The sequence below is a fragment of the Moritella viscosa genome, from assembly GCF_900120065.1.
GTDB lineage: Bacteria > Pseudomonadota > Gammaproteobacteria > Enterobacterales > Moritellaceae > Moritella > Moritella viscosa.
Map to the genome: position 1 here is coordinate 40,414 of NZ_FPLG01000012.1, position 26,463 is coordinate 66,876.

General features: G+C 40.4%; 26 protein-coding genes and 1 pseudogene. 18 read left to right on the forward strand and 9 right to left on the reverse strand.

All coding sequences use genetic code 11. The features are described 5' to 3' along the window. The first annotated feature begins 24 nt into the window (after positions 1-24). From BT797_RS01990 to BT797_RS02005, 4 genes are all read left to right on the forward strand, one after another. A complete protein-coding gene (locus tag BT797_RS01990; RefSeq protein ID WP_075470967.1) occupies positions 25-696 on the forward strand; it encodes a YfgM family protein in 672 nt (223 codons plus the stop codon). Then, positions 686-1,876, forward strand: a complete 1,191-nt coding sequence (gene bamB, locus BT797_RS01995; RefSeq protein WP_045109111.1) for an outer membrane protein assembly factor BamB — start codon at positions 686-688, stop codon at positions 1,874-1,876. The genes BT797_RS01990 and bamB overlap by 11 nt, the downstream gene beginning before the upstream one ends. Positions 1,877-1,987: 111 nt before the next feature. Then, positions 1,988-3,460 carry a ribosome biogenesis GTPase Der gene (gene der, locus BT797_RS02000; protein WP_045109112.1) on the forward strand — a complete coding sequence of 491 codons (1,473 nt, stop codon included), beginning with the start codon at positions 1,988-1,990 and terminating at the stop codon, positions 3,458-3,460. A 275-nt stretch (positions 3,461-3,735) separates the two neighbouring features. Continuing rightward, entirely contained in the window at positions 3,736-4,320 is a 585-nt protein-coding gene (locus BT797_RS02005) for a flavodoxin family protein (protein WP_045109113.1), read from the forward strand. A 37-nt stretch (positions 4,321-4,357) separates the two neighbouring features. Here BT797_RS02005 and BT797_RS02010 read toward each other — a convergent pair whose 3' ends face one another. Next, complete coding sequence (locus BT797_RS02010; RefSeq protein ID WP_045109114.1) at positions 4,358-4,819, reverse strand: GAF domain-containing protein; 462 nt, start codon at positions 4,817-4,819, stop codon at positions 4,358-4,360. A gap of 303 nt (positions 4,820-5,122) precedes the next feature. Between BT797_RS02010 and BT797_RS02015 the strand changes: the two genes are divergently transcribed. After that, a complete protein-coding gene (locus BT797_RS02015; protein ID WP_045109115.1) occupies positions 5,123-5,584 on the forward strand; it encodes a tRNA-uridine aminocarboxypropyltransferase in 462 nt (153 codons plus the stop codon). Here BT797_RS02015 and BT797_RS02020 read toward each other — a convergent pair. Then, the gene (locus BT797_RS02020) at positions 5,565-6,623 is read right to left on the reverse strand and encodes an AraC family transcriptional regulator (RefSeq protein WP_045112386.1); all 1,059 of its coding nucleotides are present in this window, start codon (positions 6,621-6,623) and stop codon (positions 5,565-5,567) included. The genes BT797_RS02015 and BT797_RS02020 overlap by 20 nt on opposite strands. A 192-nt stretch (positions 6,624-6,815) precedes the next feature. Between BT797_RS02020 and BT797_RS02025 the strand changes: the two genes are divergently transcribed. The 3 genes from BT797_RS02025 to BT797_RS02035 all read left to right on the forward strand — a co-directional run bounded on the left by BT797_RS02025 (position 6,816) and on the right by BT797_RS02035 (position 9,753). Next, positions 6,816-8,858, forward strand: a complete 2,043-nt coding sequence (locus tag BT797_RS02025) for an oxidoreductase (protein ID WP_045109116.1) — start codon at positions 6,816-6,818, stop codon at positions 8,856-8,858. 195 nt (positions 8,859-9,053) lie between these two features. Next, positions 9,054-9,395 carry a hypothetical protein gene (locus tag BT797_RS02030; RefSeq protein ID WP_045112387.1) on the forward strand — a complete coding sequence of 114 codons (342 nt, stop codon included), beginning with the start codon at positions 9,054-9,056 and terminating at the stop codon, positions 9,393-9,395. A gap of 91 nt (positions 9,396-9,486) precedes the next feature. Then, the gene (locus BT797_RS02035) at positions 9,487-9,753 is read left to right on the forward strand and encodes a DUF5062 family protein (RefSeq protein WP_369814937.1); all 267 of its coding nucleotides are present in this window, start codon (positions 9,487-9,489) and stop codon (positions 9,751-9,753) included. A 58-nt stretch (positions 9,754-9,811) separates the two neighbouring features. Here the strand turns inward: BT797_RS02035 and BT797_RS02040 are convergent, their stop codons facing one another. The 5 genes from BT797_RS02040 to BT797_RS02060 form a co-directional block, all read right to left on the reverse strand. Beyond that, a complete protein-coding gene (locus BT797_RS02040; protein WP_075470968.1) occupies positions 9,812-10,648 on the reverse strand; it encodes a patatin-like phospholipase family protein in 837 nt (278 codons plus the stop codon). A gap of 243 nt (positions 10,649-10,891) precedes the next feature. Continuing rightward, the gene (locus tag BT797_RS02045) at positions 10,892-11,899 is read right to left on the reverse strand and encodes an alpha/beta fold hydrolase (protein ID WP_244534095.1); all 1,008 of its coding nucleotides are present in this window, start codon (positions 11,897-11,899) and stop codon (positions 10,892-10,894) included. Between the two features lie 266 nt (positions 11,900-12,165). After that, positions 12,166-12,969, reverse strand: a complete 804-nt coding sequence (gene suhB / locus BT797_RS02050; protein WP_045109119.1) for an inositol-1-monophosphatase — start codon at positions 12,967-12,969, stop codon at positions 12,166-12,168. Between the two features lie 191 nt (positions 12,970-13,160). After that, positions 13,161-14,141, reverse strand: a complete 981-nt coding sequence (locus BT797_RS02055) for a lipase secretion chaperone (protein ID WP_045109120.1) — start codon at positions 14,139-14,141, stop codon at positions 13,161-13,163. A gap of 2 nt (positions 14,142-14,143) precedes the next feature. Continuing rightward, the gene (locus BT797_RS02060; protein WP_045109121.1) at positions 14,144-15,088 is read right to left on the reverse strand and encodes an esterase/lipase family protein; all 945 of its coding nucleotides are present in this window, start codon (positions 15,086-15,088) and stop codon (positions 14,144-14,146) included. Positions 15,089-15,383: 295 nt separating this feature from the next. On the opposite strand from BT797_RS02060, the gene trmJ reads away from it, so the two are divergent. From trmJ to pepB, 10 genes are all read left to right on the forward strand, one after another. Beyond that, positions 15,384-16,100, forward strand: a complete 717-nt coding sequence (gene trmJ, locus BT797_RS02065; protein WP_045109122.1) for a tRNA (cytosine(32)/uridine(32)-2'-O)-methyltransferase TrmJ — start codon at positions 15,384-15,386, stop codon at positions 16,098-16,100. Positions 16,101-16,212: 112 nt separating this feature from the next. Next, a complete protein-coding gene (locus tag BT797_RS02070) occupies positions 16,213-16,686 on the forward strand; it encodes an Rrf2 family transcriptional regulator (RefSeq protein WP_045109123.1) in 474 nt (157 codons plus the stop codon). Positions 16,687-16,774: 88 nt separating this feature from the next. Continuing rightward, a complete protein-coding gene (locus BT797_RS02075) occupies positions 16,775-17,989 on the forward strand; it encodes an IscS subfamily cysteine desulfurase (protein WP_045109124.1) in 1,215 nt (404 codons plus the stop codon). Between the two features lie 52 nt (positions 17,990-18,041). Beyond that, positions 18,042-18,425 (forward strand): Fe-S cluster assembly scaffold IscU, encoded by a 384-nt coding sequence (iscU, locus tag BT797_RS02080; RefSeq protein WP_045109125.1) that lies wholly within the window; start codon positions 18,042-18,044, stop codon positions 18,423-18,425. Between the two features lie 9 nt (positions 18,426-18,434). Further along, complete coding sequence (gene iscA, locus BT797_RS02085) at positions 18,435-18,758, forward strand: iron-sulfur cluster assembly protein IscA (protein WP_045109126.1); 324 nt, start codon at positions 18,435-18,437, stop codon at positions 18,756-18,758. 69 nt (positions 18,759-18,827) lie between these two features. Then, complete coding sequence (hscB, locus tag BT797_RS02090) at positions 18,828-19,346, forward strand: co-chaperone HscB (protein WP_045109127.1); 519 nt, start codon at positions 18,828-18,830, stop codon at positions 19,344-19,346. Positions 19,347-19,376: 30 nt separating this feature from the next. Then, positions 19,377-21,236: a Fe-S protein assembly chaperone HscA gene (gene hscA / locus BT797_RS02095; RefSeq protein WP_045109128.1), complete on the forward strand. Its 1,860-nt coding sequence runs from the start codon at positions 19,377-19,379 to the stop codon at positions 21,234-21,236. Between the two features lie 3 nt (positions 21,237-21,239). Next, entirely contained in the window at positions 21,240-21,578 is a 339-nt protein-coding gene (gene fdx / locus BT797_RS02100; RefSeq protein WP_045109129.1) for an ISC system 2Fe-2S type ferredoxin, read from the forward strand. Between the two features lie 108 nt (positions 21,579-21,686). Beyond that, entirely contained in the window at positions 21,687-21,884 is a 198-nt protein-coding gene (gene iscX / locus BT797_RS02105; protein ID WP_006031189.1) for a Fe-S cluster assembly protein IscX, read from the forward strand. 148 nt (positions 21,885-22,032) lie between these two features. Further along, a complete protein-coding gene (pepB, locus tag BT797_RS02110; RefSeq protein WP_075470969.1) occupies positions 22,033-23,343 on the forward strand; it encodes an aminopeptidase PepB in 1,311 nt (436 codons plus the stop codon). Positions 23,344-23,462: 119 nt separating this feature from the next. On the opposite strand, the gene fadE is transcribed toward pepB, so the two are convergent. Further along, entirely contained in the window at positions 23,463-25,979 is a 2,517-nt protein-coding gene (gene fadE, locus BT797_RS02115) for an acyl-CoA dehydrogenase FadE (RefSeq protein WP_075470970.1), read from the reverse strand. A 366-nt stretch (positions 25,980-26,345) separates the two neighbouring features. After that, positions 26,346-26,463, reverse strand: a pseudogene (locus BT797_RS24665) (IS5-like element ISLlo3 family transposase); the annotation flags it as partial.

The window sequence follows — 26,463 nt, forward strand, 5'->3', positions numbered from 1 at the left end:
TGTTCAAAAAATTAAGGGTGAGACGTGGAAGGTTACGCTACTGAAGAACAACAAGTTGAAGCGCTGAAATCATGGTGGAAGTCCCATGGTAATGCGGTTATTTTTGGTACTGTACTAGGCCTAGCTGGCTTAGTTGGTTTTCGTTATTACAATGATAGCCAGTTAACAGCACAAGAAGAACTCTCGGCTGCTTATGATACGGTTGTGACTGAATTATCTGAAAATGGACTTGCAGCAAAGGCGACAACTCAGACGTTTATTGATGCGAACAGCGGTAATGCTTATGCAACATTAAGTGCATTACAACTTGCTGCTGAAGCCGTGAAAAAACAAGATTTTACGGAAGCTGAAAAGCAACTTAGCTGGGTAGCGAAAAACAGTAATCAAGCAAGTATTTTACCGATTGCTAATATTCGTCTAGCACGAGTTCAAGCGCAACTACAAAACTTTGATGCTGCACTGGCGACACTGGATAAAGTGACACTTGATACATTTACGAGCAAGAAAGCAGAAGTTAAAGGTGATATCTATGTACAGCAAGGCGATTTAAACGCGGCTCGTAGTGCTTATGAAACTGCTTTAGCGGGTGTCGGTGCGAATACTCAGTTGCTACAATTAAAACTTGATGATCTTGCTATTGTAGACGTTGCAGATGATCTTGATGCTGCAATGGCAGGAGAGCTGGATGACCAATAAGCTGAGAACATTCACAGCAGCTGCGGTTTTTTCGGTTTTTTTACAAGGTTGTTCTTTATTTAGTAATGATGAGGACGTGTATTCACCACTGCCTGTCATTCAAGCTGAATTCGCGCCAGAAATTGAATGGCGTAAGAGCATTGGTTCGGGTGTTGGCGAGTATTACTCACAGACGCGAACCTTACTTGTAAATGATCAGATTTTTGCCGCAAGTCGTGCCGGTTTAGTGAAAGCATTGGACCCTATTTCAGGTGATGAAATTTGGACTCAAGACTTATCTGAACAAGCGGTATTCAACCGTTTTGATGACAGTGATGATGCGTTACTGTCGGGTGGGATCGCGGCTGGTTATGGCATGGTATTTGTTGGTAGTGAAAATGCAGTATTATTTGCGTTAAACGACAAAACCGGTGAGGTGATCTGGCAAGTTGAAACCGATGGTGAAGTGATCGCGAGTCCTGTGGTTGATGAAGGTCTCGTTATTATCCAAACTGGCAGTGGTAGCTTAGTTGGTTTTGACGTTCAGACGGGTGAACAGCGTTGGATCCAAAGCTCAGAATTACCTGCTTTGACTTTACGTGGTAATAATTCGCCAATCACCACCAATGGAGCAGCGATTTATGGTCGCAGTGATGGTAAACTAGCGGCAGTATTTCTTGCTAATGGTCGCTTGATCTGGGAAGTGAATGTTGCGAAGCCAAAAGGCGCGAATGACATTGACCGTCTCGTTGATGTTAATGGCCAAGCAGTAGCACGTGGCTCCGATGTTTATACATCCGCTTTTAATGGCGAGTTAATGGCCATAGAATTACGTTCTGGTAAGGTACTTTGGAAACGTGCTTACGCGTCGGTAAAAGATCTTACTGTGGCAGGTTTCGAGCTGTTTTTAACTGATACGGAAGGTCGTATTCATGCAATTGACCGTCGTAATGGCCTTACTTTATGGTCACAGAATCGCTTAGCACTACGTGGTGTAACTGCGCCAGTTGTCTCGGGTAACAATATTGTTGTCGGTGATAAAGAAGGCTATCTGCACTGGTTAGATCGTAAAACAGGTAAGTTAGTTGCACAACAATTAATTGATAGTGATGGACTATTTTCTAAAGCATTGAACTCAGAAAAATACCTCTATGTTCAAAGTCGCAGTGGTGAATTGGTTGCTGTAAAGAAACCAATTTAAATCCCTAGATAGAATACCATCAACATAATTTATTGCGCCGAGAGGCGCATTTTGTCCTTTTAAATAAGTGACTTTCATTTTACTAGAGCCGTATTGAGGCTGAGGTTATATATGACCCCTGTAATTGCATTGGTTGGACGCCCTAATGTTGGTAAATCAACATTGTTCAACCGTTTAACTCGTACCCGGGACGCACTTGTTGCCGATTTCCCAGGGTTAACTCGTGACCGTAAATATGGACAAGCTAACTTAGCTGGTCGTGAGTTCATTGTAGTTGATACCGGCGGTATTAACGGCGATGAAGAAGGGATTGATGCAAAAATGGCTGATCAGTCGCTACTTGCGATTGAAGAAGCTGATGCCGTATTATTTTTAGTGGATGCTCGAGCGGGTTTAACTGTTTCTGACCAAGCAATTGCTGAACATTTGCGTAAGCAAGAGAAGAAAGTATTTCTTGTTGCGAATAAAGTAGATGGCCTAGATGGCGATGTTGCTGTTGCTGAATTCTATGCGCTTGCACTTGGTGATATTTACCAAATTGCTGCATCGCAAGGACGTGGTACAAACATTCTTATTGAAGAAGCATTAGCACATGTTGAAGTTGCTGACCTTGAAGATGAGGAAGAGTTTTCTGACGCAGACCCCTTTGTAAATGGTGAGTTATTACCAGAAGAAGAGGAAAGTGAGGAACGCGACGAAGACTATGCGAGTTTACCGATTAAGTTAGCGATGATTGGTTGTCCTAACGTTGGTAAATCAACGCTAGTTAACCGTATCTTAGGTGAAGAGCGTGTTGTTGTTTATGATATGCCGGGTACGACTCGTGACAGTATTTACATACCGATGGAGCGTGACGGTCGTAATTACATGCTTATCGATACTGCAGGTGTACGTCGTCGTAAAAATATCAATGAAGCGGTTGAGAAATTCTCGATTGTTAAAGCATTACAAGCAATTGATGATGCGAACGTTGTATTAATGGTATTTGATGCACGCGTTGGTGTAACTGCACAAGATCTAACCTTGTTAGGCTTTGCTATTAACTCTGGTCGTTCAATCGTGATTGCTGTGAACAAGTGGGATGGTTTGGATACTGATGTGAAAGATCGCATTAAATCTGAATTAGATCGTCGCTTAGGCTTTATTGATTTTGCACGTATCCATTTCATCTCTGCATTACACGGTACTGGTGTTGGCCACTTGTTTGAATCGATCACAGAAGCATTCGATTCATCAACTAAACGTGTATCAACGTCTATGTTAACGCGTATTGTACGTATGGCTGTGGATGATCATCAACCACCAATGCATGCTGGTCGTCGTGTTAAGCTACGTTATGCGCATGCGGGTGGCTATAATCCACCATTGATTGTTGTGCATGGTAATCAAGTAACCAAATTAGCGAATTCATATCGCCGTTATTTGATCAACTACTTCCGTCGTTCATTAAAAATCATGGGTACACCGATTAAGGTTGAATTCCGTGACAGTGACAATCCGTTTGCAGATAAGAAAAATAGCTTATCATTATCGCAACAGAAAAAACGTCGCCGTATGATGTCGCATTATAAGAGTAAAAAATAATAGCGTCAGTTGTTATTGATAGAAAGGCCTGTTTTTACAGGCCTTTTTTTATACTTAAAAATCAGTAACAGGAATATTTAAATCATATTTGCGGTGTTTAACTGTATACCTTGGCGCAAAGACTGATACTATTTGTGATTAACTGAATACCTGTATTTAAGCTGCAGATATTCATTGCCGCACTACACTATTAGTAGTGCTAGATGTAAATATAATAGTGCTAGATGTAAATAGGGATATAGGTTAATGAATATGGATAGCGTGAGAGGTTTTGTTTGACCATAGTTGCAGTCGTGTATTTTTCGGTGTCAGGTTCAACTCAAGCCCTGGCTCGAGAAGTGATCTCAGGTATTAATACTGTTGAAGATGTTAAAGTCATTGAATGTCAGATACAAGCTTGGGACATGTTTGAAGGCCGTTTTGATAATGATGAATTGATGTGTTTACTGGATAATGCAGATGCAATTATATTTGGCTCGCCAACCTATATGGGCGGTGTTGCAGGTCAGTTTAAAGCATTTGCCGATGCGACAAGTGAGCGTTGGGATAGCCAACAATGGCGTAATAAATTTGCTGGTGGTTTTACCGTTGGTAGTTGCCTTAACGGTGATCAGGCAAATACGGTTCAATATATGGCGACGTTAGCCAGCCAGCATGGCATGTTATGGATTGGGCTCGATATTGCGGGTGGTTATAATAGCGTGGGGCTAAATCGTCTCGGATGCCAGTTAGGTGTTGTTGGGCATAATCCTGAAGGGGAAGTTCACCGCAGTGATCTGGATACCGCGAAATACTTAGGGCGTCGTATAGCGATTATAACAAAGACCTGTGCTTATGAATTACAGGCCTTATCGTTATAATTATACTCATTAATATCGGCGGTGAATAATGGTCTTTTTAGGCTGATAGACGCTTAACGAGCTGGTTAACCAGTAACTCTGCGCCAGCTAAGTCATCTTGATCAAAACGGGCAATACTTGGACTGTCTATATCTAGCACTCCGATCAATTTATCGTGAACAATAATCGGCACCACGATTTCTGAGTTACTTGCTGCATCACAGGCTATATGGCCTGGGAAGTCATGCACATCCGTCACTAATTGTGTCTGTAATGTACTTGCAGCTGTACCGCAAACCCCTCGGCCAACCGGAATACGAATACAAGCAGGCAGACCTTGGAAAGGACCTAATACTAATTCGTCATTTTCGTAAAGATAAAACCCCGCCCAATTAATATCTTCTAGCTCCATGAATAATAAAGCACTCAAGTTAGCTAAGTTAGCAATTAAATTTGTTTCTTCAGCCATTAAAGCGTCAGCTTGTTGAGCCAGGCGCTGATAAAGTTGGATCTTAGACATGTATTCCCTTTATGGATAGATAAGATGAAATGTAAGATACACCTTATCGATGGTAATAATATGTATCTTATCTAATGATTATATTGTCATAAAGATAATATTGGATTTAGCGGATTCGTTAGGGCTAAAAAAGAGTGATAGGATGTAGCGTAATTTACTGATAATGTGTTTACTAAATGCGAACATAATAGCTCCTCGTTATATTTACAGCTTAGTTGAGACCCACTGTAGAGTATAATGATAGCGGTTACTTTACCTCTTATTTAGTATTTATCCTATTTTATCGACTGAAGTTAGAAATTCATGCATATATACCTTGTTACCCACGAGAGAGAATTTTCGCGCCGCAGTAATACTGGAAAATTAGTTCAACAGTTTCTCCCCAACGAAACAAGTGTTGTGCCTTGGCGTCGTAAAGAACCCGATAGTAAATTGTTAACTGCGATCAAATCCGGTCGGGTGGCAATACTTGCACCTGATGCAGAACACGAGCATGACATACATGATTTTGATGGCCTTGTATTACTGGATAGTACATGGCAAGAGGCACGTAAAATGTATCGTCAAAGCGAGTATTTGCAAGACTTACCTAAGATCACCTTGAATGCGAAGCAAGCGTCAGAATTCATTTTACGTGCTAATCAACTAGAAGGGGGACTCAGTACCGTTGAGTGTGTGATCGAGTTATTACGTCTGCAACAACGGCATACCGAAGCCGAGCAGCTGGTATTAGAATTTAAGACATTTATTCGCGCTTGTTTATAAACATTTGTCGGTAATTCTTTGGTGTACTCTCTGTCCAGCGTCGAAAGGCTTTATAAAATGCAGCTGGTGTGGCAAAGCCCAATAAATATGATATTTCACTGAAGGTAAGCTGGGTATCACGGACATAACTCAATGCCAGACCTTTTCTTGTTTTATCCATGATACCTTGATAGTTAGTATTTTCTTTGTATAAGCGGCGTCTTAACGTCCAAGCTGATGTCCCTAGAAGTGCCGCTACTTGATTGATATCGGGCATGCTACCCACCAGATTATGACTGACTTTTTCGATAACCTTCGTTTGCCAATCTTGATTTTGTTGCAGCTGTTGTAGCCCATTTTGACATAACTGCTGGGCTTGCAGATAACTGCTCATACAGGCATCGGGTAATGGCGTTTCGATATGCTGACTATCCAATACTAAGCCATTAAATGTAGAATCAAAAATAACTGGGCATTGAAAAAATGCGTGATAGCATTCGCTGTTCTTTGGTTCTGGGTATTCAATATGGACTGCTTTGACAATATTAACAGACTGGGTTAAGTGCATGGCTCGAGAGGTCAGTAAGGTGAACCAGCTTGCCAAGACAGAATCAACCACAAAATAATTATAGGGGTTATACGGGGCAATCGAATAAAAGGTGAGTGTCGGCTCTGGCGTTGTGATAAACGTTGAATGACCTCGTACATTTTGACTTAACAAACTTTCATATTGGGCGAGTACTTGTGCCATAGTGCTAATATTATTGGCAGACATACAGGCAAATCCCAGCATACCATAATGTTGAAAGCAGACATTTTCACCCATTACTAAGCCCAGGTCTTCGCGCCCCGTTTGCTGCATTAACTCAAAACCTATACGCATATATTTTGGAATAGATAAGCGACCATGATGGGCACTTAGCTGCGCGATGGAGACATTATATTTGGTTAGAATAGGATTGATATCGCAACTGAGCTTATTACTGGTTAAACTCATTTGCTGCAAAAAGTTAACCGAAATATCCCCTAAGCTTACTTTTGAGCCTATTGTTTCCGTCATTGAATCCATATCCATCATCACACATGCTAGTCAAAAGCTCACCTTTGCTAACTAAAGATAATTAATTGTATATCATAAGCATTGTATCCGTCGTGCTTTAACGCTACTTTTAACAAAATAAGAACGAATAAATTTTTAATAAAATAAAAATAATAAACTCTGAACCAAATAGCTAAAGCAATGGGGTGAACAATGTCAGCACAAAATAATTATCCAAATTTATTAACACCACTCGATCTGGGTTTTACCCAATTGAAAAATCGCGTATTAATGGGTTCCATGCATACAGGACTTGAAGAAGTCAGTAATGGTTTTACACGTATGGCAGCTTATTTTGCCGAACGTGCGGCGGGTGGTGTAGGCTTGATTGTGACTGGCGGTATTGGACCTAATCCTGAAGGCGCAGTGTTTCAAGGTGGCTCTAAAATGGATACCGTTGAAGAAGCTGAAGCGCATAAAGAAGTAACCGCTGCGGTGCATGAAGCGGGTGGTAAAATTTGTATGCAGATTTTGCATGCTGGTCGTTATGCGTATAGTAAGCAACCTGTCGCACCATCAGCAATCCAAGCCCCGATTAACCCTGCACGTCCACGTGCGCTAACAACGGAAGAAGTATATCAACAGGTCGCTGCATTTGTTAACTGCGCCGGACTTGCGCAATCAGCTAACTATGATGGTGTTGAGATCATGGGGTCGGAAGGTTATTTGATTAACCAGTTTATTGTTGAACACACCAATCAACGTGACGATGAATGGGGTGGCAGTTTCGAAAACCGTATCCGTTTTCCCGTTGAAATTGTAAGGCAGGTACGCGAAAAGGTCGGCACTGATTTTATTATTATTTATCGTTTGTCTATGCTGGATCTGATTGAAAAAGGCAGCTCTTGGCAAGAAGTGGTGGCGCTGGCAAAAGCCATTGAGAAAGCGGGGGCGACTATCATTAATACCGGTATTGGTTGGCATGAAGCTCGTGTTCCAACGATCGTCACTAAAGTGCCAAGAGCCGCATTTACAAAAGTGACCGCCAAATTAAAAGGGGAAGTATCGATCCCGTTGATTACGACAAACCGCATTAATACCCCCGAGATTGCAGAATCAGTGCTGGAGCAAGGTCATGCAGACATGGTGTCGATGGCGCGTCCATTCTTAGCTGATCCTGAGTTTGTTAATAAAGCTGTAGCGGGTAAAAGTGATGAAATCAATACTTGTATTGGTTGTAACCAAGCGTGCTTAGATCATACTTTCAGTATGAAATTGACCTCTTGTTTAGTTAATCCTCGCGCCTGCCGTGAAACAGAACTTACTTATATGAAATCATCGGTGAGCAAACGCATTGCTGTGGTTGGAGCTGGTCCTGCTGGTTTAGCATTTGCAACCGTTGCAGCCCAGCGTGGACACAAAGTAACTATTTTTGATGATAAGTCTGAGCTGGGTGGACAGTTTAATATTGCTAAGCAAGTACCTGGTAAAGAAGAGTTTTATGAGACATTACGTTACTTTACGACGATGACGACAAAGTTTGGTGTAGAAATTATGTTGAATAAACGTGTTTCAGCGGATGAGCTTATCGCTAACGGTTTTGATGACGTGGTATTAGCGACCGGTATTGCACCACGCACACCGGCTATTGAGGGGATTGGTCATAACAAAGTATTGTCTTACCTTGATGTGTTACGAGATAAAAAATCGGTAGGGAGTAAGGTTGCTATTATTGGTGCTGGTGGTATTGGTTTTGATGTCGCGGAATACCTTGCCCATGATCACCAATCAACAGCGCCAACAGCCAGTCAGGATATTGATACCTTTATGCGTGAATGGGGCGTTGATCTAACAATGCAAAATCGTGGTGGTTTAATGGCTGCTGAAAAATCATCTGCGGCACGTGAAATTTACTTATTACAACGCAAAGCCAGCAAGGTTGGTGCTGGATTGGGTAAAACCTCTGGTTGGGTTCATAGAGCCGGCCTAGCGAGTAAGAAGGTGGTCATGATGAACAGTGTTGAGTATGTTAAAGTTGATGACCAAGGTTTGCATATTCAGGTTGCTGGTGAACCACAGGTATTGAATGTTGATAATATTATCGTATGTGCTGGGCAAGACCCATTGCGAGAGCTACAAGCGCAGTTAGTAGCTGCTAAGCAGCAAGTACACTTGATTGGTGGCGCAGATGTGGCTGCTGAGTTAGATGCTAAGCGCGCGATAAAGCAAGGTTCTGAGTTAGCTGCAACAATTTAAAGTGAATAAATAAGGTTTATATTCATAAAAATCTCAGTGGGTCTTATCCGCTGAGATTTTCATTTTTGCAGGATAAAATGGCTGTTATGCATGATAAATGATAAAAAATAGAATGAATTAACCAAATATGAGTGCCATAGTTAAAATTTGTTCTACTCTTTGAAATGGAATTTAACTTTTATGATGAGTGTAACAATGCCTAAAAAACTCTGTTATTTATTAGAACTGCCAGATTCTAAGGTGACATTCAGTGTCTTACTCATGGCTGATAACGTTTGCTTGTCTGTTGCAGGTATTGATGAGTGTTATGCCATTGAGCGCCTCATGATCGTTGAAAATCCGAGTGCGCAATTACAAGGTTATTATATTTGTGATTACGCAACACCAGTCTGGTCCCTCGAAGATCTATCATTGCAGGATATCGGTTTGCTTTCTGCTAACTTTGGTTTGTTAATTGAACATGAATATAATGATATCTACGCGATGGAAGCACATCACGTCATTGATTCTGAAAAATATCAATCAATTAAAACCTGATTTATAATTTAAATTTCACATTTATTTGTTCTTAATCGTGCTATAACAGTGTGTACTCAGCGAGATTAGCTGTCTGTTATGTGAAGAGGGAATGATGGCAAAACTGAAAAATGAAAAGAAATTATTTAAAGCTGCGATCGCATTAGGTACTCAGTATCTACAGCAACGCGGTAGTACATTTACAACGACAGATCCAGAAGACGTTAAAGCGCAATATATCTATAAAGCTTTAGTGTTTGATAAACTGATGCAACCTCTGGCTAAAGATCAAGAAACGACTCTTAATATTAAACATAAATTAGCCATTTGGATTTCTCGAAAATTACCGGCTGACCACCCTTTACTTACCAGCGAATAATAATGCAATGTTGGACTGAATACGTTATATAACGTGTTCAGCCCATTTCTATTAGTGCTTAATGACGTTGTAAGAATAACGTCGCGGCTTTAATACCTGCACTATAATCGCCTTCGAGTGTATTAACCTGACGTGTTAACGTGGGGGTTTGCAGTTCTTTATCAGGTGCAATTTCGATAATATTAACCCCAGCTGGTGGATTACGCATAAATTCGCAAGTACTGTTGTATTTTTTGCTGTAATTATCAAGTAATTTAGTGAGTACCGTATCGTGCCTAACCCAGAACGTAAGTAGGCGTTCTAAAACGGATAATTTTTCTACCCAGCGTCGAGTTCTGGTCCTGATCACAATAATATTTTTCGCACCTAAATCTACCGCCTTCTTTACTGGTATAGGATCAACTAAGCCACCATCAATATGGATATCATTTCCTAGTTTTACTCCGGGACGAAAAACGATAGGTAGCGCGCATGATGCGATGATTTGTTGAAACCATTGGTTGGGCTCGGCTATTTGATAACTTACTTGACCTTTTGATCTATCACAGCTGGTGATAACAAATGGGCGTGAGTTTAGCCGTCGTTTCGCTTTGTCAAGGTCTATGGGATCATGTAATTCTAATAAATCATGTAACTCTCTAAGTTCCATGGCATTTCCGCCCCTTAAAAATCGAGTCCAATTGACAAAAGTCGTTGATTTAGCCAGATGATTAATGAGCCTAACTGAATATTTTTTTTGTCCTGCGATAAACGCGGAGAGGTTTAGCGTCCCTGCTGAACTACCAATAAACAGATCGAAGGGGTCATACCCATGTTCTAAAAAGGTATCTAACACTCCTGCGGTAAATACGCTACGCATACCTCCACCTTCTACAACAAGTGCTGTTTTTATCATAGCAACCTCGATATATTGCGCTTGCTTTCACAAGCCTAGAGTAAATACCAATATTTGGTAGTATTTGTCTTATTTGATAAATATATTTATCGTTGATAAGTATCGGGTAGTACTGTGACAACTAAATTAAGCAGGGATGATGATACGGTGACAAAAACTAGAATTGCGAGACTAATAATGAGGAATTATATGGTTAATAGCATATAAAAAATGCTAATAACCACGTATTATTGAATAGCAGAATTATTTTAAATTAATGAAAGTTAATGCATCATTGAGCGTTTGTTGTGGGATCTCTTCCATTGGCACATGACCTGCGTTTGGATAAATAATTAAGCTGGACCCCGGTATGTTTTGCAACCATTGCTCGCTAAGTTTCTGTGGTACCCAAATGTCTTTGTTACCCCACATTAATAAAGTCGGAGCTGTGATGGTCGCAAAGTCTAATGGTGTTTTTTGGCTATTCTTTTCATCTAACATCGCAATGGTATTGGCATAAGCCTGTTTTGCTCCAGGGCGTAAAGAGAGATGAATATAACGGTCCATATTTTCTTTGGTGATGAGATCTTGATCTCCGTATACGTCCTTAACTCCCATTGCGATAATGAAAGGAGGAAATACATTGGCTGCCAGTGTATTGATACCGGGCATACTGGCAAAGCTTAAAATAAACGGCAGATCCTGTGGTGCGCCTGCAGGATCAATGAGGATCAGTTTTTTGATTTTATCAGGGTAGTTCGCTGCATAATGAGCTGAAATATAACCACCGAGAGAATTGCCTACCAGAATAAAGTCATCGAGTTTCAATTGGGTAATAAACTGCTCAAAAGATGAGTGTAATAGCGCTTCAGAGAAATCATTGGGATTTTCTGGACCACCAGTTAACCCAAAGCCTGGCATATCAAGACTGATGATCCGGTACTTATCTGCTAAGCCTTTATTCCATTCCTTCCAGGTATGTAGTGATGATAAAATACCATGTATTAATACAATTGGCTGACCATTAGGATTACCTTCGTCACGGTAATGGATGCGCATTCCATTAACATCCATCCATTGTGACTCTTCGTTGGCGTACAAGGCATTGAGATCTTCTATCGGCATTTCGCCAAGCCCCCAAACGCTACCCACACTTGGGCTTGCTGCGACAGCCTGCTGCATACTGGAACAGCCTACTAAGCTAAGGCTTGCGGTAACACTTAAGACCACTGCTAGCGGTAATATTTTAGGTCGTTTAAATTTTATCATCATCACTGTTTCATCCTTGAAATCCAGGTTGTTTGTGCAAAAAAATGAACAAAGTAGTTAATCATAAACGAGTTTATTTTAAACTAATGCCTAATATGATGACTTAGTGTCATTATGAAATATTTGATCAGTAAATGGTGAGTCACAATATCATGGTGATGTAACGTAGTGTAGTCATTTCAAATAAAAAAGGCCCAGTACTTGTAATAAGTACTGGGCCTTTTTTTACTTAATTCTTTGTACTAAATAACCTAACGCTAGCGCCAATATTATTTAGCTAGAGATTCAGTCAGGTTAGGACGGATCTTAGCAAGCATATCTTTAAGTACGCGTGGTGATGCAGCAACTGAGTTACCAGATTTGAAGAAATCATGGCCGCCAGCGAAATCAGTTACGATTGCGCCTGATTCAGTAGCAATTAAGTTACCTGCTGCAGTTTCCCAAGGTTTTTGACCCATGCTCCATAAACCGTCGATACGACCAGCTGCTAGGTAAGCAAGGTTAAGTGCTGGGCAACCAGCTGCACGGATATCAGAACATTCAGAGAATAATGCACCAAAGATGTTTAGGTAAGTTTCTTGCTGGTGCTTCATGTTGTGTGGGAAGCTAGTAGCAAGAACAGTGCCTGATAAATCTTTAGCTGAGCCTGCACGTAAACGGTAACCGTTTAATTGTGCGCCTTTACCACGACAAGCTGAGAAGATTTCATCACCGATAGCATCAAAGATAACAGCAACTTCAGCTTTACCTTTAACGTGTAAAGCGATAGATACTGCGAAATGTGGAATACCTTTAACAAAGTTAGTTGTACCGTTTAGTGGGTCAATGATCCACTGGTAGTCTGTATCTGTACCAGTTGTAGCACCGCTTTCTTTTGCGATGATAGTATGCTCTGGGTAGGCTTTTTTAATTGTAGCGATAATAGCTGCTTCAGCTTCTTTGTCTACGTTAGTCACAAAATCATTTGTGCCTTTTTGCTCTACTTTAGTCTTGCTTGGATCACCATAAGCTTTTACGATTATGTTACCTGCGTCACGCGCAGCACGGATCGCGATTGTTAGCATCGGATGCATACTATTACCACCAAATTTTTGAAAGAACGGGATTTAGGGCGCGGAGTATACCAACTTTATTAAAATGTTCAAAATTTATTTTATCTTATTTTAAATGCGCTAGGACTAAGTGTCGAAGCGTATATCCATACACCTTAGTTTCATATAATGCCAGACGATAAAAATCGTGATGAGATAGGTGGCATTATGGATTATAGATCATCTATATATTCAAGGGACTTAATGCGCTTTTGCTCTGAGTGAGAAAAGAATGAGTCTCTTAGAGCGCTTATGTGAATGTCCTTATTTAGATTATTAGAATCGCTTAGGATATCTCTTCGCTGGCCTAGATAGGCGTTTATTTTGTTATCTAGTTCAGCTTCTTGATGTTCAAGCTCTGTCATCCTTACTGCGACTTCTGGTCCTCCCAATGCTTCATAAGCAAGGTACCGCTGCTGTTCATCGTCATAGTTTGCAATTTTATTTAGTTCAGTACTAACAAGGCCACTTTTATAAACACGACTAATTTCTTCTGGGAAGTTAGATAACTCTTCTATAAATAGGTAGTTATATTCTTCTTGAGATGTTGAAATCGATTTTAAATATAGTTTTTTGATGGTTACTTGCCGATGTAAGTTTTCATTATTAAAGAGTAATTTCTGCTCTTCAGCATTAAATAGGACTAATTGTCTATCTTTTAACTCACTATCAAGGCGTTCCAAGTTATCCATATTCGGAGTTTGATCCACTTCTACCGAGAGTAAAGATTGTTTATATAACAGAAAACGTTCGAATAAATCATAGTCTGCTGTGCTATATTTACTTGGATTATCAGTGATAAATTGTTTGACGTTCGCTTTTAATTGTTCAATATCCATTTCAGTTTCATTAAAACCAGATAGAAAATAGTCAAACATATCTCGTAATGATGTTTGATCAACCTCTGTGTCTTGCTGGGATTGCGATTGGAGCCGTGAGCTATCGACGCTGGTTGTTAATGGAATTATATCTTCATCTTTGACAATTACCTCTGTCTCTACCCCTGTTTTATTTTTTTTTAGCATCGTACTAGAGAGAGAGAGTGGCTGAATTGCCTTTACTGCCTGCTTATTCATTGGTTTATTAGCTGATGTTATATAGGCTACACTAGTAGCTACTGCGATAATTGTGATTACTAGTGTAGCTTTTTTCATTATTATAAACCTTGTCGTTTTAAGCGGTTAGCATGTTGACGGTAAAGACTTGGAACTGATAGGAATAATGCTGTATGTCCTAGTACCTGATTGATTTCATCAACATGATTCATTCGATAGACTCCAATCACTTTACCTAAGTGGGTGCTACAAACACTGACCATACCATCATTCTTTTCACCATTAAATGCGAGTAAGCTGACTGCTTTTAGAGGTAAATCAACAAGTGCATCTTTAGGGCTAGTTATCAGTCTATTACCTGTCCAAGAGTAATAGTATACTTTGTTCAGTACACCATTAACTGTACTTGTTACTACAGGTTCTCCTTCACCACATGCTGTTGTTGGCACACCTTCTGGATATTTTTCATTAAATTCAAGTGATTTATATGTAGTTAATGCTTTTAAAGCGCCAACAGGATCAACTGGCAGTTCTGAACCACCGGATAAGAATTGCGCTATCTGTGATACGAAGCCGATAATAGCTGTACCAGCAGTATTAACTAATGTCCCATCTGGAGCTACGCTGTAGAATAAATCTGCGAATTTAGACCCCTTATTTACACCACCAATGCTTGTTACTGAAGCAACGAGTTCTGGAGCTACCGACGCCACATAACGGGCTGTGGGTCCACCATGACTATGTCCAATAAGGTTAACTTTACTCGCCCCACTCTTAGCTAAAAATGCTTTGACTTGTTTTAAAAGTTGCTCACCTCGGATTTCGGTTGTGTTACTTGTAGATACTTGTGGAGTAAAAACGGTTGCACCATCTTTTCTTAATGTTTGGGATATTTTGTAGAAATAGTCAAGACCTCGAATATTATCAAACCCCAAAAAACCATGTACGAGTACAATTGGATATTTAGTTTCAGTATAATTTGCAGCATTTGCATAATTGAGAAATGTTGTCGATAACATTATTGCGATCATCATTAATCGTTTCATTTTTCCATCCTTAGGTTAACTTTAGTTATATGAAATCGTTGGAGTTTATTATTACGGGACAGTGTGTCGTATTCAATAAGGGTTATGTAAAAAAGAGATGTAAGTCAAAGTAAAAGTAAAAATAGATGAGAATAAGCAGAAGAGGTATTGGTATTGAAACAAGATATACCTTGTTTACTGTGATAGAATCCGCGACCAGTAAATTAACAACTCCAGTAATAGTCTAACCATTATTTTAAACTCGTCGTTTAAATGGCCTTTTTCTATTATGTGTCTTTTTAGGTATTCATTAATTATGTTAGCAAACGTAAAAGTTGTATTAGTCGGTACATCTCATCCTGGTAATATTGGTTCAGCTGCTCGTGCAATGAAAACAATGGGCTTCACGCAATTGGTTTTAGTTGCACCTTTATGTGAGATTGATGAAAAATCAGTAGCCTTAGCTGCAGGTGCCGCAGATGTATTAGAAAATGCAATCATCGTCGATACCTTAGAAGAAGCAGTAACAGACTGTGGCCTTGTTATTGGTACAAGTGCGCGTTCACGTACGCTGCAATGGCCAATGCTTGATTCGCGTGAAGCGGGTTTAAAGCTAATTGAAGAAGTGCCTAATTACCCTGTTGCATTGGTGTTTGGTCGTGAGCGTATTGGTTTGACCAATGATGAGCTACAAAAATGTACTTATCATGTGTGTGTTTCTGCAAACCCTGAATATAGCTCATTAAATTTAGCCATGGCCGTACAGATTTTAACGTACGAAACACGTATGGCATACCTTGCTACTAATACGTATCCAGAACAAGATAATCCGTATCCAAAGCAAGCGGAACTGGAAATGTTCCATACTCATCTTGAAGAAACATTATGGGATACTGGTTTTATTAACAAAGCTCACCCTGGAATTGTAATGAATCGTTTACGTCGATTGTTTACACGCGCTCGCCCTGAAGCGGTTGAGTTAAATATTTTACGTGGTGCATTAGTATCTATTCAGCGTAATTTGAAAAAATAGCTAACCACTACCTAGCCCTAAAGTAATACCTGAGTGAATTGGTCAGGTATATACTTGACCAATTAAGTCGGGTATGTAACCATAACCCTAAATAACAGTTTTAGAGGTTGCTATGCGATTGACATCGAAGGGGCGTTACGCAGTTACAGCTATGATTGATCTTGCATTGCACGCAGAACTTAAACCTGTACCACTGGCTGAAATATCCGAACGACAAAGTATTTCATTGTCGTATTTGGAACAGTTGTTTTCTCGACTACGTCGAAAGAAACTGGTAGCAAGTGCGAGAGGACCTGGTGGTGGCTATAAGTTAGGCATGTTACCTGGGCTTATTTCTGTTGGCATGATCATTGACGCAGTTGATGAAAATGTAAAAGCGACTAAGTGTGATTCTGCAGGTGGTTGTAATGATGGGAAACGCTGTTTAACGCATTCACTTTGGGATGATTTAAGTGAACGGATTAGTGATTTTCTTGATAACATATCACTTGCTGATTTGATGGCAAATAATGAGATAAAGCAGATTGTCAACGAACAAGATCATGATCGTCAAATGTTAAATAAAATTGATGTAAATATTCTTTGATAATTGTTTAATAAAAACATAATAGAATTATAATTATAAGTATGAACACTGTTAGCGGTTTAACCGTGTTGTATGGAGCAATGACTAGATGAAAAAACCTATTTATTTGGATTATTCAGCCACTACGCCTGTAGATCCACGTGTAGCAGAAAAAATGATGCAATGCTTAACTATGGACGGCATTTTTGGTAACCCTGCGTCTCGTTCACATCGTTTCGGCTGGCAAGCTGAAGAAGCGGTAGACATTGCTCGTAACCAAATTGCAGATTTAGTAAATGCAGATCCACGTGAAGTTGTTATCACATCGGGTGCCACTGAATCAAACAATCTTGCTATTAAAGGTGCTGCGCATTTTTATAAGAAGAAAGGCAAGCATATCATTACAAGTAAAATCGAGCATAAAGCTGTGCTTGATACTTGTCGCCAACTTGAGCGTGAAGGATACGAAGTTACTTATTTAGACCCGACTTCTGAAGGTCTAATTACGGTTGAAACCCTTGAAGCTGCAATTCGTGAAGATACAATCATTGTTAGTATCATGCACGTGAATAACGAAATCGGTGCGATTAATGATATCGCTGCATTGGGTGAACTTTGTCGCGCTAAGAAAGTCTTATTCCATGTAGATGCTGCGCAAAGTGCGGGCAAATTACCAATCGATTTCTCTGAGTTAAAAGTCGATATGTTATCGGTATCGGCACATAAAATTTATGGCCCTAAAGGTATTGGTGCATTGTACGTTCAACGTAAACCTCGTATCCGTCTAGAAGCACAAATGCACGGTGGCGGCCATGAACGTGGTATGCGTAGTGGTACATTACCAACTCACCAAATTGTGGGTATGGGTGAAGCTTTCCGCATTGCTAAAGAAGAAATGCAAAAAGATAATGACCATGCTGAAGCATTACGTAAACGTTTCTGGGCAGGTATCGCTGGTATCGAAGAAGTATATCTAAATGGTCATGCTGAACAACGTATCGTAAGTAATTTGAACGTAAGCTTCAACTTTGTTGAAGGTGAGTCATTGATGATGGCACTGAAAGATCTCGCGGTTTCTTCAGGCTCAGCTTGTACATCTGCAAGTTTAGAACCGTCTTATGTACTACGTGCATTAGGTCTAAACGATGAAATGGCGCACAGCTCAATTCGTTTCTCATTCGGTCGTTTTACGACTGAAGAAGAAGTAGATTATGCAACTAGCATCATTGAAGAAAACATCAGTAAACTTCGTGAAATGTCACCTCTATGGGAGATGTTTAAAGATGGTATCGATTTAAGTACTATCGAGTGGGATCACCACTAATTGTTCACCCTTGTTTCACGAAGATTTATATTTAGTTTGAAGGAGTTATATCATGGCTTATAGCGAAAAAGTAATCGACCATTATGAAAACCCACGTAACGTAGGTTCATTTGATAAAAATGACCCATCTATCGCAACTGGTATGGTAGGCGCACCAGCGTGTGGCGACGTAATGAAATTACAACTTAAAATTAGTGATGACGGCATTATCGAAGATGCAAAATTTAAAACTTATGGTTGTGGTTCAGCGATCGCATCAAGCTCACTTGTTACCGAATGGGTAAAAGGCAAGAGTATTGAGCAAGCTGGCGAAATCACCAATATGACTATTGCTGAAGAGTTAGAGTTACCACCAGTGAAAATTCACTGTTCAATTCTTGCTGAAGATGCAATTAAAGCTGCAATTGATGATTACAAAAAGAAAAAAGTGTCTTAGGAGCTAAATATGGCAGTTACCTTATCAGACTCTGCTGCAGCGCGTGTTGCTAGCTACCTTGATAAACGTGGTAAAGGTGCTGGTTTACGCCTAGGTGTGAAAACATCTGGCTGCTCTGGTCTGGCTTATGTTCTTGAGTTTGTTGACGCTATTGACGAGAACGATGAAGTTTTTGTTGAAAAAGGCGTTACCGTTATCGTGGATAAAAAAAGCCTCGTATATCTTGATGGGATCGAATTAGATTTTGTTAAAGAAGGCCTTAATGAAGGGTTTGAATTTAACAATCCGAACCTGAAAGGCGAATGCGGCTGCGGTGAAAGCTTCAGCGTGTAATATTGATACACCCAAATAACCTCGTTATTTGGGTTTTGTTTATTTAATCTATCCATTAAAGGTCGTCAGATGAACCATTTTGAGTTGTTTGGTTTACCCGTTAATTTTGAACTAGATAGTGCCAGTTTAGCAACAACATATCGAGATTTACAGCGCACACTACACCCAGATAATTTTGCTAGCAGTAGTGAACGTGAGCATTTATTCGCTGTACAAAAATCTTCACAAGTTAACGATGCTTATTCCATTCTTAAGTCGCCTATTCTACGTGCTGAATATATCTTGGCCATTTGTCATGAAGACATTCGTGGCGAGCAAAAAACGCTGCAAGATCCGATATTTTTAATGCAACAAATGGAACTGCACGAACGTCTTGAAGACATTCCTCATTCCTCTGATCCAGAACAAGAAATTACAGACTTTGATGATGAGTTAACATTATCAATTAAGCAATATTTGCAAGAGTTTAACGAATTGGTCAGTATTGAGCATTATAATGACGCGGCGAATGTAGTGCGTAAATTAAAGTTTGTTTATAAACTGCAAACACAATTAAGTACACTTGAAGATAGTTTACTTGATTATTAATCAAATAATTTAAATTTAAGAACCTAAAACATGGCATTACTTCAAATTGCTGAACCGGGACAAGCGGCAGCACCTCATGAGCATAAACTTGCCGTTGGTATCGATCTAGGTACAACGAATTCATTAGTGGCAAGCGTCCGTAGTGGCAGTGCAGAAACGTTAGTTGATAAGACTGGTCGAGATATTTTACCGTCAGTGGTTCGTTATACTACAGATTCAGTTGTTGTTGGTGACGACGCTGCACAACAAGCGATAACCGATCCAGAAAACACCATTTCATCGGTAAAGCGTTTGATGGGCAAAGCCCTCACAGATATTGATACTGCGCGTATTCCTAATGTACTTATTGAATCGGCATCGGGCCAACCGTTAATTAAAACGGTGGCAGGTGAACTTAATCCAGTACAAGTATCTTCAGAAATTCTTAAAGCATTAGCAGCTCGTGCAACAGAGACTCTTGCAGGTGAACTTAATGGCGTGGTAATCACTGTACCCGCCTATTTTGATGATGCACAACGTCAAGGTACAAAAGATGCTGCAAATATTGCAGGATTAAATGTTTTACGATTATTAAACGAGCCAACTGCAGCCGCGATCGCGTATGGTTTAGATGCCGGTCAAGAAGGTATTATTGCGGTTTATGATCTGGGTGGCGGTACGTTTGATATATCCATTTTACGTCTGCATAAAGGTGTTTTTGAAGTTCTCGCTACAGGCGGTGACTCAGCGCTTGGTGGTGATGACTTTGATCATTTAGTTGTTGACTGGATCTGTGCTGAAGCTGGACTTGTGGGTGAGCAGTCGTTAGCGATGCAACGGCTGCTACTAACGGAAGCGAAACATGCGAAACAAGCACTAACAGATCACGATAGTGTTGAGATTAATATCGCATTAGAAGCGGTTAATTGGCAGGGAATATTAGGTCGTTCAACATTTGAAGATCTTATTCAGCCATTGGTTAAACGTACTTTATTAGCATGTCGTCGTTCGTTAAAAGATGCTGATATCAGTAAAGACGAAGTACTTGAAGTCGTTATGGTGGGCGGTTCAACACGTGTACCGTTGGTTCGTGGAAAAGTAGGTGAGTTCTTTGCACAAGAGCCACTGACAAGTATCAATCCAGATAAGGTTGTTGCAATTGGTGCTGCGATTCAGGCTGATGTACTAGTCGGTAACAAACCTGATTCAGACTTACTATTACTAGACGTGACACCGTTATCACTGGGCCTCGAAACTATGGGTAACCTAGTTGAAAAAGTGATCCCACGTAATACCACAATACCAGTAGCGCGTGCTCAAGAGTTTACCACGTTTAAAGATGGTCAAACGGCAATGTCAATCCACGTGTTGCAAGGTGAGCGTGAATTAGTTGATGATTGCCGCTCATTAGCGCGTTTCTCGTTAACCGGTATTCCACCAATGGCGGCAGGAGCTGCGCATATTCGTGTTACTTTTCAAGTTGATGCGGATGGATTGTTAAGTGTATCCGCGATGGAGAAATCATCGGGTGTGTCTGCTTCTATCCAAGTTAAACCATCGTATGGTTTAAGTGATGATGAAGTTACTAACATGCTTAAAGATTCAATGACATATGCGAAAGAAGATGTCACAGCGCGTATGTTAGCAGAACAACAGCTAGAAGCAGACCGTGTAATGGAAAGCCTGATCGTTGCCTTACAACAAGATGGCAAAGCATTACTATCTGATGAAGAGCAATCTGCCATTGAAACAGCGATCCAAACGCTTTATCAGATCCGTCAAGGTGATGATAGAGATGCGATTGAAAAAGAAATTGAAACAGTCGATAAATTAACACAAGATTTTGCTGCTCGTCGTATGGATGCATCAATCCGTAAAGCGTTGCAGGGTCAGTCGGTAGATAAGGTCTAAGAAATGCCAAAAGTTATATTTTTACCTCATGAAGATTTATGCCCAGAAGGTCTCTCTGTAGAGGTTGAAAAAGGTGAAACGATCCTTGATGTTGCATTAAGGAACAAAATTATCATTGAGCATGCTTGTGAGAAATCATGCGCCTGTACTACTTGTCATGTTATCGTACGTGAAGGCTTTGATTCATTAGAAGAAAGTGATGAACTTGAAGATGACATGTTAGATAAAGCATGGGGTTTAGAACCTGACTCTCGTTTAGGTTGCCAAGCGATCGTCGAAGATGAAGATTTGGTTGTAGAGATCCCTAAATACACGATCAACATGGTATCTGAAAGTCATTAATTGTTAAGCTAAGGTGTCTTTATCCTACGCATAAATAGCGTAAGCAAACTAAACTGAAAGTAACTGTGCAGCCTATGTGTTGTTGCGTATATTTTTAGGGAGGTTTTTATGGCATTAGCGTGGTCGGATAGTACAGAGATTGCCATTACATTAGCTGAAAATTATCCAGAGCAAGATCCACAGCAAGTAAGGTTTACAGACTTGCGTCGGATGATATTAGGGTTGGACGATTTTACCGATGATCCTAATCATTGTGGTGAAAGAGTACTTGAAGCCGTGATGCTTGCTTGGATTGATGAATATTAACTATTTAATCGTTAATACAGAATAAGCCCATAGTTAGTATTATGCTGACTATGGGCTTTTTTTTGTTGATTAACTTGTTAATATGAAAGCTAAAATATCTTATATACATCATAAAGTATTACTGACACGTCTAAATTAAGGATATTCAATGAAGGATTTCATGAGCGTTGAGCTAACGCTCGCTCCCGCGGACAGTTTTTGGGGTGATAATGCATTAGTGAGTTTTAATGCTGGTGTCGCCTCTATTCACCTTGGTGGAGATAGTGCAGATTTTGGAGCTGAGAGTGCATTACAAGTACAACGTGCGGCACGTAAGCTATCCAATCAAGGGATAGGAAAAGTAACCTTAAAAAGTGAGTTATGGAATACTGAATTACGTATTGCATTTGATCAAGGTTATTACACAGCTAAAGAAAATCAGCAAGCTTGCTTTGGTTTAGATCAAGTGAGTAGCATTGAAAAAAAGGCGTTCACTGATTTTCAACAAGCAAGCCATTGGGTACGTAAAACCATTAATACCGATGCTGAAGAAATGTTTCCGATTAAATTAGCGCAAAGCGCTGCTGATTTGTTATTACAATTGGCACCTGAATCGATCACTTACAAGATTATTGCGGGTGACGAATTATTAACACACGGTTTCACCGGTATTCACACTGTTGGTCGTGGTAGTCAGCACCCGCCAGCAATGTTGCAATTAGATTTTAACCCAACTGGCAGTGGGGATGCGCCAATTTCGACAGCATTAGTCGGTAAGGGCATTACCTTTGACTCGGGGGGGTACAGCATTAAACCTTCTGATGGTATGGCTGTAATGAAAAGTGACATGGGCGGTGCGGCAACATTGACGGGTGCATTGGCATTAGCAATCAGCCAGGGCTTAAATCAACGCGTGCAGCTATTCTTATGCTGTGCAGAAAACATGATTAGCAGTAATGCATTTAAACTTGGCGATATCATTACGTACAAAAATGATATTACTGTAGAAGTACTTAATACTGATGCTGAAGGCCGCTTAGTACTAGCTGACGGTTTACTTGCAGCAGAAGAAAACTCGCCGCAACGTTTGATTGACGCCGCCACATTGACAGGTGCTGCTAAGATGGCGCTTGGCCGTGATTATAATGCGGTATTTGGTTTTGATCAGCGCTTTGTTAATTTATTACTAGCGAATGCGAAAGCAGAAAATGAATTTGCTTGGCAACTACCGCTAGAAAAATGGCATCAACAACAACTACCATCAAGTTTTGCTGATATGGCTAATATCCATGCAGGTGAAGGTCGTGCTGGTGCATCTACAGCGGCTGCTTTCTTATCGCGTTTTGTGCGTGAAGATGGGCAAGGTTGGTTACATTTAGATTTAGCTGGTTGTTATCAAAAATCGGCGAATGATTTATGGGCAACGGGTGCGAAAGGACATGGTATTCGTACATTAGCCAAAACGTTATTAGACGCTTAGCTTAGGGCTTAAATTTTTGTGGTATAAATAAAAATCCCACTGCCATCAATGATGAACAGTGGGATTTTTTATGTTGCGATTAACCGTTACTGATTAATCGCAACTTGTTTCGTAACGACTTAAGCAATAGCTTCAGTTTTTACTTTTTTATTTTTAGCTGGTTTCGCTGTGCCATTTGCACGTGCACGCCAGTCACCGTTTAGTTGGTTCACTAACGATTTATCTGCAGCAAGTACTTCAGGGTCAAAGTCATCAACGTTAATTGTACGTAAACGACCAACTTCAGCCTCTTTCAGTAGTTCCGCTTCATCAGCTGTGATCTGCTTGTTAGCCAGTGCTTCATCAGCAAATTTGTCGAGGAAGATAAATGGTAATTTAACACCATTCTCTTTACAAACACGGATGAAGATAGGTTCAGCAACGATGATGTCTCTCAAGGCTTTCTCTTGTAGACCAACAGGGTTACCTTCTTCTTCTGTTAAGTACATGTCTGTTGCTAGACGGCTACGGGCTTCAGAAGGAACTTGTAGTAAACCAGCAACAACATGGTCTAACGTGTCAGTAGGGCGCGATAGACGCGTACCTGCTGGCAATACCATTGCACGAAGTGCGATACCTACAACACGAACAGGGAAGTTACGTAATAATTCATCAATGGCTTGCTCAGCTTTAAATAATGAATCTTGTAGTGCCCAATGAACGAATGGTAAATCATCTTTTTGGCGACCTTCATCTTCAAAACGTTTTAGCGTTGCAGATGATAAGTATAGCTGACTTAAGATGTCACCTAAACGTGCTGAAACTCGTTCTTTACGTTTCAGCTCACCACCGAGAACACCCATAGCTACATCAGATAGGAAGGCTAAGTTGGCACTTAAACGGTTCATCTGCTGGTAGTATTGTGCAGTTTCATCTTTAAATGGTGCTGCAGAACCTTTACCGTTGGTAATACCCATTACAAATGAACGGAAGAAGTTAGACATTGCAAAGCCGATATGACCGAATAAAGCTGCATCAAAATCTTGTAGACCTTTCTTATGATCTTCAAGTGCTGCTGCATTTAGTTCTGGTAATACGAACGGATGACAACGGATTGCACCTTGACCATAAATGATCAGGTTACGAGTCAGAATGTTTGCACCTTCAACCGTAATTGCAACTGGAGCTGCTTGGTAACCACGACCTGCCATGTTGTTTGGACCAAGACAGATACCTTTACCACCTGAAATGTCCATTGCATCGATCGCACATTTTTGTGCGCGGTCGGTTAAATGCATTTTAATAATCGCAGTGATTACTGATGGTTTCTCACCTAAATCAATAGCACTTGTCGTTAGCGTTGATGCTGCGCCCATAAGGTAAGCATTACCACCGATACGTGCTAGCGGCTCTTCGATGCCTTCCATTTTACCAATCGCAACTTTAAATTGACGACGGATAGCAGTGTAAGACCCCATGCCTACTGCTGCTAGCTTAACTGCACCAGCAGAACATGAAGGTAGGGTAATACCACGACCAACAGATAGACATTCAACCAGCATACGCCAGCCTTGACCAGCCATTTCCGGACCACCAATAATATAATCTAATGGTACGAATACTTCGTTACCTTTAGTTGGACCATTTTGGAACGGTAAGTTAAGTGGGAAGTGACGACGACCAGTTTCAACACCTGGGATATCCGTAGGGATAAGTGCACAAGTAATACCGATGTCTTCTTTATCACCAAGTAGGCCGTCTGGGTCGCGCAGTTTAATCGCAAGACCAAGTACAGTCGCAACAGGTGCTAAAGTAATATAACGTTTGTTCCAAGTCAGTTTCATACCGAGAACTTCTTTACCTTCGAATTCGCCTTTACATACGATACCGAAATCAGGGATTGCACCTGCATCAGAACCGGCTTCAGGGCTTGTTAGTGCGAAACATGGAATTTCATCACCAACCGCAAGACGTGGAAGGTAGTAATCTTGTTGCTCTTTAGTACCATAGTGCTGTAATAGTTCACCAGGCCCTAATGAGTTCGGTACACCAACTGTGCTCGCCATTACTGCGCTTGAGCCAGTTAATTTTTGTAGTACCATTGATTGTGCTAATGCAGAAAATTCTAGACCACCGTATTTTTTCTTGATGATCATGGCGAAGAAACCTTTAGTCTTAAGGAATTCCCATAATTCTGGAGGTAAGTCGGCACGATTATGCGTGATGTCAAACTCATCAGCCATGCGACATGCTTCTTCAACGGGACCGTCAAGGAAAGCTCGCTCTTCAGCTGTTAACGCTGGCGCTGGCACATTGTGCAGTTTTTCCCAATTTGGCTTACCGCTGAATAGGTCTGCATCCCACCAAGTTGTACCGGCTTCTAATGCTTCAGTCTCTGTTTGAGACATTTCAGGCATGATTTTACGAAAGCCTTTTAAAATAGGCGCTGTTAAATAGCCTTGACGAATACTGGTTATATTTAATGGTATCGCAATTACAGCTGTTATTATCCAAATAGCTAATGGCACATCACCGAAATATGAAACGGCTGCAAGTGCAACAAAAAACGCACCGGTAAAAGCAGCTAATGATGCTCTTTGGTAAGATAATGTACCAAATATTGCCACTAAGGCTAATAGTGAAATTGTGGTTGCCATGATTTTCTCCTTTCATTAAGCAACTAAATAGCAAAGTCAGAGGTCAGACCAGAACGCTGGTTTGAGTATTAGTTCTAGTTGATAATTATTCAATTAGCAAGTTTTTTACATGTATTTTACATACTATTTATAGAACCTGCCGCTAAACGCTTGTTTTTAACCTATTGGGTTTACAAGTGTTCACCGATAATAGCGCTATTGAATTGATAATTTAATTGCCTATTTATTTTTATTTTAGGTCAATAGGGTCAATAAATGGTGATTTTTAGTACTCACTATTGGGTATTAAGTGGATGTTAACTAAGCACTTTATCAGGTTCTGTCGGCTTTGTTGCAACACTCAATCTCACTTGTCTTTGAATGTGATCAGGCAACTCGGTAGCTATTGGGCATCCCGAGATGAGTGAAGCGATTTAATATGGAACAACCTAATAATATTTCCTGATTTTGATTACTAAAATTTCTACTGTGTAACTTATTCCCA

What these genes read in the sequence shown, in the direction of transcription:
- bamB (WP_045109111.1), top strand. Translation starts at nt 686, where the DNA reads ATGACCAATAAGCTGAGAACATTCACAGCAGCTGCGGTTTTTTCGGTT.
- der (WP_045109112.1), top strand. Translation starts at nt 1,988, where the DNA reads ATGACCCCTGTAATTGCATTGGTTGGACGCCCTAATGTTGGTAAATCA.
- BT797_RS02010 (WP_045109114.1), bottom strand. Translation starts at nt 4,819, where the DNA reads ATGTCTAAGATCCAACTTTATCAGCGCCTGGCTCAACAAGCTGACGCT.
- BT797_RS02015 (WP_045109115.1), top strand. Translation starts at nt 5,123, where the DNA reads ATGCATATATACCTTGTTACCCACGAGAGAGAATTTTCGCGCCGCAGT.
- BT797_RS02020 (WP_045112386.1), bottom strand. Translation starts at nt 6,623, where the DNA reads ATGACGGAAACAATAGGCTCAAAAGTAAGCTTAGGGGATATTTCGGTT.
- BT797_RS02025 (WP_045109116.1), top strand. Translation starts at nt 6,816, where the DNA reads ATGTCAGCACAAAATAATTATCCAAATTTATTAACACCACTCGATCTG.
- BT797_RS02030 (WP_045112387.1), top strand. Translation starts at nt 9,054, where the DNA reads ATGCCTAAAAAACTCTGTTATTTATTAGAACTGCCAGATTCTAAGGTG.
- BT797_RS02035 (WP_369814937.1), top strand. Translation starts at nt 9,487, where the DNA reads ATGATGGCAAAACTGAAAAATGAAAAGAAATTATTTAAAGCTGCGATC.
- BT797_RS02040 (WP_075470968.1), bottom strand. Translation starts at nt 10,648, where the DNA reads ATGATAAAAACAGCACTTGTTGTAGAAGGTGGAGGTATGCGTAGCGTA.
- BT797_RS02045 (WP_244534095.1), bottom strand. Translation starts at nt 11,899, where the DNA reads ATGATGATAAAATTTAAACGACCTAAAATATTACCGCTAGCAGTGGTC.
- suhB (WP_045109119.1), bottom strand. Translation starts at nt 12,969, where the DNA reads ATGCATCCGATGCTAACAATCGCGATCCGTGCTGCGCGTGACGCAGGT.
- BT797_RS02055 (WP_045109120.1), bottom strand. Translation starts at nt 14,141, where the DNA reads ATGAAAAAAGCTACACTAGTAATCACAATTATCGCAGTAGCTACTAGT.
- BT797_RS02060 (WP_045109121.1), bottom strand. Translation starts at nt 15,088, where the DNA reads ATGAAACGATTAATGATGATCGCAATAATGTTATCGACAACATTTCTC.
- trmJ (WP_045109122.1), top strand. Translation starts at nt 15,384, where the DNA reads ATGTTAGCAAACGTAAAAGTTGTATTAGTCGGTACATCTCATCCTGGT.
- BT797_RS02070 (WP_045109123.1), top strand. Translation starts at nt 16,213, where the DNA reads ATGCGATTGACATCGAAGGGGCGTTACGCAGTTACAGCTATGATTGAT.
- BT797_RS02075 (WP_045109124.1), top strand. Translation starts at nt 16,775, where the DNA reads ATGAAAAAACCTATTTATTTGGATTATTCAGCCACTACGCCTGTAGAT.
- iscU (WP_045109125.1), top strand. Translation starts at nt 18,042, where the DNA reads ATGGCTTATAGCGAAAAAGTAATCGACCATTATGAAAACCCACGTAAC.
- iscA (WP_045109126.1), top strand. Translation starts at nt 18,435, where the DNA reads ATGGCAGTTACCTTATCAGACTCTGCTGCAGCGCGTGTTGCTAGCTAC.
- hscB (WP_045109127.1), top strand. Translation starts at nt 18,828, where the DNA reads ATGAACCATTTTGAGTTGTTTGGTTTACCCGTTAATTTTGAACTAGAT.
- hscA (WP_045109128.1), top strand. Translation starts at nt 19,377, where the DNA reads ATGGCATTACTTCAAATTGCTGAACCGGGACAAGCGGCAGCACCTCAT.
- fdx (WP_045109129.1), top strand. Translation starts at nt 21,240, where the DNA reads ATGCCAAAAGTTATATTTTTACCTCATGAAGATTTATGCCCAGAAGGT.
- iscX (WP_006031189.1), top strand. Translation starts at nt 21,687, where the DNA reads ATGGCATTAGCGTGGTCGGATAGTACAGAGATTGCCATTACATTAGCT.
- pepB (WP_075470969.1), top strand. Translation starts at nt 22,033, where the DNA reads ATGAAGGATTTCATGAGCGTTGAGCTAACGCTCGCTCCCGCGGACAGT.
- fadE (WP_075470970.1), bottom strand. Translation starts at nt 25,979, where the DNA reads ATGGCAACCACAATTTCACTATTAGCCTTAGTGGCAATATTTGGTACA.